11 protein-coding genes and 1 pseudogene are annotated in these 11,106 nt (G+C 56.7%); 4 read left to right on the top strand and 8 right to left on the bottom strand.

Annotation, left to right across the window (positions count from 1 at the left end; translation table 11 throughout):
- From LEPTO7104_RS0111720 to LEPTO7104_RS33590, 3 genes and pseudogenes are all read left to right on the top strand, one after another.
- A partial coding sequence (locus LEPTO7104_RS0111720) for a glycoside hydrolase family 10-like protein (RefSeq protein WP_017298768.1) occupies window positions 1–1,221 on the top strand: 1,221 nt, incomplete at its 5' end.
- A gap of 60 nt (window positions 1,222–1,281) precedes the next feature.
- A complete protein-coding gene (locus tag LEPTO7104_RS33595) occupies window positions 1,282–1,581 on the top strand; it encodes a hypothetical protein (protein WP_017298767.1) in 300 nt (99 codons plus the stop codon).
- 89 nt (window positions 1,582–1,670) lie between these two features.
- Window positions 1,671–2,890 (top strand): annotated as a pseudogene (locus LEPTO7104_RS33590) (ISAs1 family transposase).
- 556 nt (window positions 2,891–3,446) lie between these two features.
- Here LEPTO7104_RS33590 and LEPTO7104_RS36890 read toward each other — a convergent pair.
- The 7 genes from LEPTO7104_RS36890 to LEPTO7104_RS0111675 form a co-directional block, all read right to left on the bottom strand.
- On the bottom strand, window positions 3,447–4,256 hold the full coding sequence (locus tag LEPTO7104_RS36890) for a glycine zipper family protein (RefSeq protein ID WP_017298766.1): 810 nt from the start codon (window positions 4,254–4,256) through the stop codon (window positions 3,447–3,449).
- 309 nt (window positions 4,257–4,565) lie between these two features.
- Window positions 4,566–6,410 carry a dihydroxy-acid dehydratase gene (gene ilvD / locus LEPTO7104_RS0111695; RefSeq protein WP_017298765.1) on the bottom strand — a complete coding sequence of 615 codons (1,845 nt, stop codon included), beginning with the start codon at window positions 6,408–6,410 and terminating at the stop codon, window positions 4,566–4,568.
- Window positions 6,411–6,564: 154 nt separating this feature from the next.
- Window positions 6,565–6,885, bottom strand: a complete 321-nt coding sequence (locus LEPTO7104_RS43245) for a class I SAM-dependent methyltransferase (protein ID WP_264308249.1) — start codon at window positions 6,883–6,885, stop codon at window positions 6,565–6,567.
- Window positions 6,873–7,265, bottom strand: coding sequence for a hypothetical protein (locus LEPTO7104_RS43240; RefSeq protein WP_264308248.1), 393 nt, complete (start codon window positions 7,263–7,265; stop codon window positions 6,873–6,875). Before LEPTO7104_RS43240 ends, LEPTO7104_RS43245 begins: the two co-directional genes overlap by 13 nt.
- Before the next feature lie 177 nt (window positions 7,266–7,442).
- Window positions 7,443–7,898, bottom strand: coding sequence for an HNH endonuclease (locus LEPTO7104_RS0111685; protein WP_017298764.1), 456 nt, complete (start codon window positions 7,896–7,898; stop codon window positions 7,443–7,445).
- A 27-nt stretch (window positions 7,899–7,925) separates the two neighbouring features.
- On the bottom strand, window positions 7,926–8,369 hold the full coding sequence (locus tag LEPTO7104_RS33575) for a hypothetical protein (protein ID WP_017298763.1): 444 nt from the start codon (window positions 8,367–8,369) through the stop codon (window positions 7,926–7,928).
- A gap of 12 nt (window positions 8,370–8,381) precedes the next feature.
- On the bottom strand, window positions 8,382–8,966 hold the full coding sequence (locus LEPTO7104_RS0111675) for a hypothetical protein (RefSeq protein ID WP_017298762.1): 585 nt from the start codon (window positions 8,964–8,966) through the stop codon (window positions 8,382–8,384).
- 484 nt (window positions 8,967–9,450) lie between these two features.
- On the opposite strand from LEPTO7104_RS0111675, the gene LEPTO7104_RS0111670 reads away from it, so the two are divergent.
- Window positions 9,451–9,894 carry a Fur family transcriptional regulator gene (locus LEPTO7104_RS0111670; protein WP_017298761.1) on the top strand — a complete coding sequence of 148 codons (444 nt, stop codon included), beginning with the start codon at window positions 9,451–9,453 and terminating at the stop codon, window positions 9,892–9,894.
- A gap of 111 nt (window positions 9,895–10,005) precedes the next feature.
- On the opposite strand, the gene LEPTO7104_RS33570 is transcribed toward LEPTO7104_RS0111670, so the two are convergent.
- Window positions 10,006–10,812: an SDR family NAD(P)-dependent oxidoreductase gene (locus LEPTO7104_RS33570; protein ID WP_017298760.1), complete on the bottom strand. Its 807-nt coding sequence runs from the start codon at window positions 10,810–10,812 to the stop codon at window positions 10,006–10,008.
- Window positions 10,813–11,106: the final 294 nt, after the last annotated feature.

Genomic DNA, 11,106 nt, shown 5'->3' with positions numbered 1-11,106 from the left:
GCGCGGGGCATGACCCTGCACGCCTGGGTGTGGGTGTTTGCGGCGGGCAACCAGCGCCACAACCGGCTGCTCAACCAGCCCGCCGACTACCTCGGCCCGGTGCTGTCTCGCCACCCCGACTGGGCCGCCTACGACAACAGCGGCAGTCCCATTCCGCGCGGGCAAGACAAACCTTTTCTAGACCCCGCCAACCCCGAGGTGCGCAGCTACCTGACCCGGCTGATGACCGAAATTGTCACCGACTACGATGTCGACGGTCTCCAGCTCGACTACATTCGCTACCCCTTTCAGGACCCTGGGGCCAACCGCACCTACGGCTACGGCGAAGTTGCTCGCTGGCGGTTCCAGAGCATTAGCGGGGTCGATCCGATGACCCTCAGTCCGCGCCCCAGCGGTGAATTGGACCGCAACCAGCAGATTCAGCAACAGGTGCTGTGGGATCGCTGGACCGGGTTCCGGGTGCAGCAGGTGACCTCGTTTGTGGAAACCATCTCCAGCACCCTGCGGCGGCACCGCCCCGACCTAATCCTGTCGGCAGCGGTGTTTCCCATCGGCGAGCACGACCGCCTCCAGCGCATTCAGCAAGACTGGGGCGCCTGGGCCAGGGCTGGCTACCTCGACTGGATTGTGCTGATGAGCTACGCGGGCGACACCAGCCGCTTTGAGCAGATCGTCTCCCCCTGGCTGGTGGATGAATCCTTTGGCTCAACCCTGCTCATACCGGCCATTCGGCTGCTAAACCTGTCGAATGCTGCCACCCTCGACCAAATGCAGGCCAGCCGCGACCTGCCCACCCCCGGCTACGCCCTGTTTGCCGCCAACGATTTCAACACCGAACTGAGCGCCGTGCTGGGGCAGACCCAGAGCCGTGAAGAACCCGGCCCTACGACGCCCTACGCCATGGCCCTGAGCCGCTATCAGGCGCTCCAGCGCGAGTGGAGCTGGCTGCTGGCCAACGATCGCCTGTGGATGGACCGCGACACCCTGACTCCCTGGATCGGGGCGGTGAACGATCTGGGCCGCGAGTTTGAAACCCTGGCCCAGGAGCCGTCGCGGCGGCATTTAGAAACCGTCGAAGTCGGCCTGGCCAGGGTGCGTGCCCCCCTCAAGCAGGGGATTTTGATCGATACCGCAAACAGCAGCTACCGGCTGCAATCGTGGCAGTACCGACTGACTGCGATCGAGCAGCTGCTGACCTACGGGGAGAGAACTGAACCATAGAGATGAGGTGCGCTGGGCGATCGCCACAAAAAATCCTAGATCAAAGAGGTAAGCAGCGCCATGGTCATTATGGATTCGGGCTTCGAAATTATTCGCTTTAGTGACTCAAGATACGAAAAAATTACTGTTGAAATCTCGTACAAAGGAGAGCAGATTGCTCAAATCAACAAGGATAGAGGCAATAATCTAATAGAAATAGAGATTTTGGTAGATTATATTACTACTAGTTTTTCACCGAAATTTCTCTTCAATGATTTCCTGGACGCACTAAATGAGGCGCGCAATATTCTTGAAAATGCGCAACAAAGATTAGTAAAGAGAATTCATGAATTCAGGTTTTCTCAGCTCATGGGAAAGTAATGGGTTCATCCGTGGCAGGGTAAGCGCAAGAAAAATAGGTCTGTGACATGCTAGGGGCATGCTATCACTGCGACCCTTAGCGAGTCCCCATGAGCCAAGGCTTTGCTCCCAATGAAGAGACGGCTAAAGCCGGTCAGACCAAGCCACCCTTGAGCGCGGCTACCGATGCTAACTCCATTCAGCAGCAGTGGGAATCACACTTTGCTGAACTAGAAGACCCGCGTGGCAGTCAAGGGGTAGAGCACCCGTTCTTGAGCATTGTGATGATCGCGATTCTGGCCGTCATCGGCGGCGCGACGGGGTGGGAGGACATCGAAACCTATGCCGAGAGTCACGAGGCGTGGCTGAGTACCCTGTTCTCGATACCGAACGGCGTGCCCCATGCCGACACCTATCGTCGTTTGTTCGAGCGGATGGCCCCTGAAGCCCTAGAGCGTTGCTTTCTGGGCTGGGTGAAGCAGATCGTTGAGAGCAGTGGAGCCCAAGTGATTCCCATCGATGGCAAGACGATTAAAGGCTCCTATGACCGCAACGCCAAGCAGTCTGCGCTCCACGTCGTCAGCGCCTGGGCCAGCGAGCATCGGCTGTTGTTAGGGCAAGTCAAAGTTGCCTCCAAGAGCAACGAGATCACCGCCATTCCTGCGTTGCTGAAACTTCTCGATATCAGCGGCTGCATCATCACCCTCGATGCCATGGGCACCCAGAAGGAAATTGCTCGTGAGATCGTTGGGCACGGGGCCGACTATGTCCTCTGTCTCAAGGCCAATCACCCCACCCTGTGGGCCGAGGTCACGGCCTGGTTTGAGCAGGCTGAAGCCGGTAACTTTACCGCTCTAGAGCACAGTTATGACGCTCGGGTGGAGTCGGGCCATCATCGGCGGGAGCATCGGCAGGTGTGGGCTGTACCCATCGCCGCCATGGGAGACCTACACCAAATCGAGCAATGGGTGGGCCTCAAAACCATCGTCTTCGTGAAGCGAGTCCGACATCTCTGGAACAAGATCACCCGAGAGACGATGGTTTATCTCACGTCATTGCCCTGTGATGCCGCCATGGCTGGCCGGGCGATTCGCACCCATTGGGGTATCGAAAATCAACTCCATTGGGTGCTCGATGTCACCTGGGGCGAGGATAAGTCTCGCATCAGGCGGGGCCACGGTGGCGAGAATATGGCGCTCCTGAGGCGCTTGGCCATCAGTGTGCTGAACCAAGAAACCTCAAAAAACGAAGTCTTAAGCAGAAGGCAAAGCGAGCCTCAATGAGTCCTGACTACATGCTCACTGTCCTTGCTGCAGGGCTCGCAACCTAGCACAATGTATCGATAGTTTTCTTGCGCTTACCCTGATCCGTGGCGATGAGCTATACATTCTGTCGCGATATGCAATCGATTTTGTCGAGGATTGTAGCCTCAAGAATATCGCCATTCTAGGAATTGAAGGAGGGTGCATCCCACTTTTGCAATAAGTACAAATGCGTAGTCGTCAGATCTACGAAAATCAAGGGCTTTGAAAAGCGTCTCATTCCTAGACTTACAAGACTGGGATGCACCCATTGAAGGATTTCAGTGTGAAAATCATCAGATCAGCCCTTTGTTAACTAAAATTGCTGATTTCTCTTGTGTTTTTGAGTCTGCGTCTACTTGGCAAGAGTTGATAAATCAGTGCAATAATGCTGCAAAAAACGCCTTGGATGTTTTTGGAAAATGTGAGGGAAAAGTCTTCAATTTCGTCTTGATCACTGAGAATGAGTGGATCAAGAAAATTTTATAAAGTGCAATATGTAAGTTTTACAAGATAATGCAAAGCGATCGCGCCTTGAAAACGCGATCGCTCTTGTTGCAATTCAACTAACGCTGCTTCAACGATTTACCGGACGCTTCTGTCATGGCCGGAGACACCGTGCTCCAGGCGGTGCCAGGCATCTTGAATCGCGTATTTTGCCTTGTCCCAACCGAGGCGGTGAGAGCCGTCGTGCTCGTAGTGCTTTCTGAGATGGGGCTCAGCATCCTGGTACGACATGCCCTGGGGGTAGTAGGTAGAGTAGCCCTCGTAGCCGGTGCGATAGGCGTGGCTGTAGTCGTCGTAGCTGTAGTCAGACTCCACGTAGGGGCGGTTCCGGTAGTTTTGACGCCAGTACTCGTCCTCGCCCGCCAAGGCGCTGTGCTGTAGCCGATGCCAGGCATCCTGGGTCGCATATTTTGCCTTGTCCCAACCCAAACGGTGAGAACTGTGGTCCCGCTCGTAGCGCTGGCGCAGATGGGGTTCAGCCTCCTGGTACGACATGCCCTGGGGGTAGTAGGTGGAGTAGCCCTCATAGCCGGTGCGATAGGCAGGGCTGTAGTCGTCGTAGCTGTACTCAGATTCCACGTAGGGGCGGGTTTTGTAGTTTTGCTGCCAGTAGGTATCCTCAACGGTGGGGTCAAAGGTTTCGGCCACCCCTTTACCCAGCAGTCCACCGGCTGCCGAGCCAATCACCGCGCCTACGGCACCGCCAATCGGGCCACCTACAGCCACACCAACGGCGGTGCCAATCAGGCCTGCCCCTGCGGCCCCAACCCCCGTACCCACTGGATGGGCACCCGGCTCCCCAGTAATGGGGTCGGGGTTACTGTCGGCGTCGTGCTCACGGTCGATACGGTCTCTTTCGCTGTTGATATATTCGTTATTAGTGTTCATTTTGATTAGCGTCCATGCTAAAAAAACGGTGTTCAGCCGCTGCCAACCCGTTGGGACGATTGGCGCTGCTGAACCCTCCCTACAGGCTAAGCACTTACCGCTGAGATCAAATCGGCTGTGAGATGGAAGCTCGTCTATTCAATCGGGAAGAGTCTGGGCACCGCCGCGCCATTGCAAAACTCAACCGCCCGATGCACCACCCTTCAAATGGACGGTCAGGCAGTGACATGATTGGGCAATGACGCTGTCGGCTATGTTGGTCTAGCCACAACTGGCCTGGGATGGGGGTTATGCCCTCAGGCTGGGGCACTACTCCAGCATGGCCAGGTCGCGCACGCCGCCCTGGTCGGCGCTGGTGGCCAGCAGGGCGTAGGCCTTGAGCGCCGCCGTTACCCGCCGCTGGCGGGGCTGGGCCGGTTTCCAGGCGGCTTTGCCCTTGGCTTCCATGGCCACCCGGCGGTTGGCTAACTCCTCCGCCGTGAGGTCGACATCGATGCGGCGGTTGGGAATATCGATCAAGATGCGATCGCCCTCTTCTACCAGGGCAATGTTGCCCCCCGCCGCCGCCTCCGGTGAGGCGTGGCCAATGGAAAGCCCCGAGGTGCCGCCGGAAAAGCGCCCGTCCGTGAGCAGGGCGCAGACCTTGCCCAGCCCCTTCGATTTCAGGTAGCTGGTGGGGTAGAGCATTTCCTGCATACCCGGCCCGCCCTTTGGCCCCTCGTAGCGAATGATCACCACGTCGCCCGCCTGCACCCGGTCGTTGAGAATGCCGTTGACCGCCGCATCCTGACTCTCAAAGATGCGGGCTTTGCCCTCAAACACCAGAATGCTTTCGTCTACCCCGGCGGTTTTGACGATGCAGCCGCGCTCGGCCAGGTTGCCGTAGAGCACCGCCAGCCCGCCCTCGGCGCTGTAGGCGTGCTCCACATCGCGAATGCAGCCCTTCTCGCGATCGAGATCGAGCGTGGGCCAGCGGGTTGACTGGCTAAAGGCCTGCTGGGTGGGAATGCCCGCCGGGCCAGCTCTAAAGAAGGTGTGGACGGCCTCGTCGTCGGTGCGCCGCACATCCCAGCGATCGAGGGCGTCTTTCATGGTGGCGCTGTGGACGGTTGGCACCTCGGCGTGGAGCAGGCCCGCTCGATCCAGCTCGCCCAGAATGGCCGGGATTCCCCCCGCCCGGTGCACATCTTCGACGTGGTAGTCGGGGATGTTGGGGGCCACCTTGCAGAACTGGGGCACCCGGCGCGAGAGGCGATCGATGTCGGTGAGGGTGAAGTCAACCTCGGCCTCGTGGGCGGCGGCCAGCAGGTGCAGAATGGTGTTGGTGGAGCCGCCCATGGCGATATCCAGCGACATGGCGTTCTCGAAGGCCTTGAAGCTGGCGATCGATCGCGGCAGCACCGATTCATCGTCCTGCTCGTAGTAGCGGCGGGTGATGTCGACAATGGTTCGGGCGGCGGTGAGGAAGAGATCCTTGCGATCGAAGTGAGTGGCGAGCGTCGTGCCGTTGCCCGGCAGCGACAGGCCAATGGCCTCGGTCAGGCAGTTCATCGAGTTGGCGGTAAACATGCCCGAGCAGGAGCCGCAGGTGGGGCAGGCAGAGCGCTCGTATTCCTCGGCCACCTCGTCGCTGATGCTGCTGTCGGCGGCGACCACCATGGCATCCACCAGGTCGAGCTTGTGCTCCGAGAGCTTGGTCTTACCGGCTTCCATCGGCCCGCCGGAGACAAACACGGCGGGAATGTTGAGCCGCAGGGCCGCCATCAGCATGCCGGGGGTAATCTTGTCGCAGTTAGAAATGCAGACCAGGGCGTCGGCGCAGTGGGCGTTGGCCATGTACTCCACCGAGTCGGCGATAATTTCGCGCGACGGCAGGCTGTAGAGCATGCCGTCGTGGCCCATGGCAATGCCGTCATCTACGGCGATGGTGTTAAATTCCTTGGCGACCCCGCCAGCGGCCTCAATTTCGCGGCACACCAGCTGACCTAGATCTTTGAGATGAACATGGCCAGGCACAAACTGAGTAAAGGAGTTGGCGACCGCAATAATGGGCTTCTCAAAGTCCTCGGTTTGCATGCCAGTGGCGCGCCAGAGGGCGCGGGCCCCGGCCATGTTGCGTCCGTGGGTGGAGGTCTTAGATCGATAGGTCGGCATGGCGCATCCTAAATCTGTCTGAGGAGATTGCGTACGGTCTGGCCCTGAGCTGTAGGCTGAGCGATGGGAACGAGACTACAAACCGCAATACCTACAATAGCTGACTCTGTAGTTGCAGGTTGTGCCCCAGGAAAAATCGCGGTCAGGCGACGATTCACGCAGCGAGCCGCTCCGAAATCGCCCGTTGGCTAATTTTCAGCATTTGGTTGCCGCCCTTTTGAAACTCGTAGGCAACCGGGCAGATTTGAATTTTAAAACATTCAGGGTCCAATGCATCTATGACTGCCCCCAGGTATGGCGAAGGCTCACAATTGAGTTGCATCAATGGAAAGATCCGCACCTCTGAGGCCACTCGCAACAGCTCACGAATCGAAGCAATGTGGAACTCCAGCGACAGCTGTTCTGAGTAAAGAAAAAGCAGATGAGAACACAGACATAGGTCGAACTGATTGTCGGCAAAGTCTAGATTGGGCAAAGTTTGGCACAAATACCGCCCGTCCAATTTACCTGCCCATAGTCCCGCAAAAAATCGGCCATTGCGCTGAGCCGAGCCTGGCCCAGCTCATCCGCATCTCGAAAGGTTTGCCACACGTAGCGATCGGCGTTTTGCCTGACTTGGGAAATGATAGTTTCGTAGGTGGCTTGAACTCGCTGTTCAATTTGCTCAGCGGTGAATCGATAGACTGGATCAATAGAGACAACAGTGTGGCCCAACCGGGTCATTTCGGCATTGAAGCTAGCTGGCCCATCGCCGCAGCCAAGAATTTTCGCGCTTAAGTCCGTCGCTGACAGATCAAACATCGACATATATTCTGCTAGCGTTCTGCCCCAGGGGACCACATCATCCAGCTTCATAGAAAAATATCCTTAACCTGGCTCAGCTATAGAAAACAACAATAGCCTGAATAAGGTTGCTGAAGCGGCCATGAAGCGATCGCATTCTTGAGCAAACGTTACCCCTAGGGAACCTCAATCTGCCGATATTGATCAGAGCAATGAAGACTGCACCCTTGCTCTGATCAAGAGAGCGGGCTAGACCTGACGCAGCAATTTCAGCAGATGCCTCGGTCGGGCAAAGACAATATCTTGATAGCGATTTGGGTACCGAGTGAATATGTAGTGCTCGTACTCGTACCAGTGACGCTCGCCCTTTTCCTGGTTGCACGGGTGGCAGATGACCCAGAGGTTTCTGAAGTCCAATGCTAGCCAAGGATACTGGGCGCGGGGCAATTTGTGGTCTATGCTCCTGCCGTGGTGAGGGCTAAACTTTGCCCCACACACCGGGCAGTGGTGCTCTGAGTTGTCTCTCACCCAGGCTCTGCTTTCCTCGGTGGTGCCGCACTCACTGTCGCCATTGATATAGCGCCAGTAGTCAAAGGCTCGGTAGTCGGCAAAGTCTTTTTGGGTCAGCCGGTGATAGCGCCTGTTGCCAACTGTAGTGGCCAGCTTGAAAAGATCTTGCAGGGTTTTCTCTGGTTCTGCTGTCATGGCAGGTAATGCCTGTCGGAGGAAGGATTATTTTTTGGGATGCCTATTTTTGTGGTTTCTAGCAGATTTGCGCTTGGCCGGAGATTTCGCTGTTTTGCTGTAGTCGGCAAACTCAAACTCCGCGTCTGGAAACTGCTGATCAATCAGCGCGGAAATGTCTTTTGTCTCAGAGTTTAGCGCCTGGTTAAAGGCGGCTATTTCTTGGGGGGTCTGATATTTCTCGCCAATTTTGTCGGCTTGTAGAAACAGCTCTTCCAGGCTGGATTCGTCTTGGCTGGCAGAGGCTAGAATGTCATTGATTTTTTGATAGAGCGCAATGACATTGTCCCATCCTGCGTTTTTGTAGCCGTTCTCCTTGAGCCATTGCCGATCTGGCTTGGGCAGCTTGCTTTTGCGATCGCGGTTAGACCGCTGCACAGCGCGATAGCCCATGCCGCTAAACAGTCGCTGCTTGTTCTTTTTGCTTGCCATGGCGACGACTGTTTACCCTAAAGTCCAGCGAAATAGGCGGATGACGGCTTTGCGAAGTTCACTGTCTTCGTACTGCAACAGCATTTTGGTATCCCGAGCCAAGCGCAGGCGAATCTGGTCGACAATATTTTTAAGTTCTTTATTGTCGCGCTTAAGCTGGTCGTTGGCCTCTAGCAGTTCGTCATTCTGGGTGGTCAGCGTTTGCACCTTCAGACTCAGATTCTGATTCTCAGCATCTAGCCTGTTGATAGTGTCTTCTAAATCCTGCTGCTCTTTGGATAATGTCCCCTTGCGATCGCCGAGCACCCGATTGGCTTGCTCTAGCTGGGCAATATCATTTTTTAGCTTCTGCTGCTCGGCTTGCAGACGCTCAAACTTCTTCTCTGCCTGACTTCGGCGTTGACCAAAGTAGCGATTGTTTTGCGATAGCTCGTTATTTTTATCGACAAAAGATTCAACTAGCCGCCCCGCGCTGGGGTGGTTGGTGAGCAGGAGTAAAAGGGTTTCACAGTCTTCCAGGCTCAGCGGTTGGGTAATGTTTTTGTTGACGCCATAGTTCTCTTTAAGGATGGTCTGAAGCTGGTTCTTGGATGGCATCTGGCTTATCCCCTTGCAAAGCCCAGGCTTTAGTTTACCCACAGACAGAGAGAGTTCGCCGCCACCAAGGATTGGAGCAGAACGAAAATTTAACAAACCTTCAGCGCTAGCGGGTGCGATCGCATCCCCACCCTTTGCCGTGGTGGCAGCGGCAAAAAACGCTGGAAGCTACCGAACTTGCCAGGCCCGTCTGCAGGTCGATATGCCGTTGCTGTTGTGGCTGCTTGGGGAAAAGAATGCAGATGTAGCTTGGGTTGAAGCCCAGAACTCAGCGTCCCCATGGGTTACCCTATCGCTAGCCCATGCTGCCTTGGCCCACCCATTCGCACCCACTCCTAAAGAAGGGAATGCAGGTTATATTCTGGGGCTTCGCCAGTACAATCCTTTTAATTCTGCCGTTTCTACAGTTCCTGTAGTTGTAGTTATAGACACTGTTCTTTCAAACAAGTTAAAGTGGTACTGACTATGAATTATATCTTCCGCTATGGATGAGCAGGCCGCCCTCAATCAGCCCATCACCTCCCTAGATAGCGCCATTGAGCGCTGTCAGGCCCTTGGCATGCGGCTGAGTCGGCAGCGGCGCTACATTTTAGAGTTGCTCTGGCAACACCAGGGCCACCTTTCCGCCCGTGAAATTTACAATCGCCTCAACCAGCAGGGCCGCGAAATTGGCCACACCTCCGTTTACCAAAACCTTGATGCCCTCTCAGAGCAGGGCATTATTGAGTGCGTGGAGCGGGCCGATGGTCGCCTTTACGGCCACCTGAGCGACTCCCACAGCCATATCAACTGCCTCGACACCGACGAAATTATCGATATCCAGGTGACCTTACCCGCCGATCTAATCCAGCAGATCGAAGCGCAGACTGGGGTGACCATTACTGACTATCGCATCGATTTTTTTGGTACCACGGCTGCGATCAAGTAGGGGGCAGGTGGCCATGCCGCTTACCCAGACCCATTGCCGCGCCGGACAGGCAAAGAGCACTGCCTATCCGGCGCGGCAACGCATCACCCGGGGCGAAGTCGCCCGCCTGGTTTAAGTCGATCGCACTGGCCGCTGGCGTACCTGGGCTGGCTTGGTCGGTGCCAACAGCTGAATCATCGGTTCGACCAGCCAGGGCACCAGCCGCTGAGCCCACAGGGCGGCGTGGCTCTGCCAGCCCACCACAATCTCAGATTTGCCCTGGTTTAGCCCGCGCACCAGGGCCTCGGCCACCTGGTCGGGGGTTGAGGGCTGCACCCCGCGAAACCAGTCGAACTCCTTGACCATGTCGGTGTCGGTTAGCGAGGGCAGCAGCGACACCACTCGCACCCGGTGGGGCGCTAGCTCGCTGCGCAGGGCCTGGGTAAAGCCCACAATGGCAAATTTGGTCGCCGAGTAGGTGGCCATGGTGGGGGCGGCAACCTTGCCCATCAGGCTAGACACATTGACAATGCAGCCCTCGCGGCGGGTGGCCATGCGCCGGGCAACCAGGCGCGTTACGGTGTACAGACCAATTAGGTTGGTTGAAATCTCCGACTGCACCTGGGGCAGCTTGGCCTGCAAAAACGGGGCCTGGTACGCCACCCCAGCACAGTTGATCAGCAGATGGACCGGGCCGTGGTGCTGCCAGGCGCGGGCAATCACCACATTGGCGCGAATCGGGTCGGTCAAATCGACCGGCAGCACTATGGCTTCTGCCCCCAGCTGCCGCACCTCCTCGGCCACGGTCTCTAGGCGCTGGGCGTTGCGGGCCACCAGCAAAATACGCTGCATACCCTGGCGGGCCAGGGCGTGGGCAATGGCGCGGCCAATGCCGCGCGATGCACCGGTAATCAGAGCAGTTTTACCGTGAAAAAGCATAGAAAACCTCCTGCTGAGCCTGAAATGTTTCAGTCAGCGTGTTTAAGACTTAGCTTGAAAAGCTCGAAGATGACTCGCGTGCTCGGTGCCATCCGGGTTACGGCCCAGTCTAGGGACAGCCGGAAAATGGACTTGAATAACCACGCTCTCATCGGTGAGAATGTCCCCCTAGCCCAGGGTGCTGATGAGGTAATTGGGCCAAGGCCGGGGGATAGGGCGGGCTGAACGGAATCATGACGGCCATTCGAACCCTAGGGGCAATAGCTGCAAGACTGGCCCGAGATGGCCAATCCT

The sequence above is a fragment of the Nodosilinea nodulosa PCC 7104 genome (genome assembly GCF_000309385.1).
GTDB classification, from domain to species: domain Bacteria; phylum Cyanobacteriota; class Cyanobacteriia; order Phormidesmidales; family Phormidesmidaceae; genus Nodosilinea; species Nodosilinea nodulosa.
This window is presented reverse-complemented; position numbering and strand designations above follow the sequence as displayed.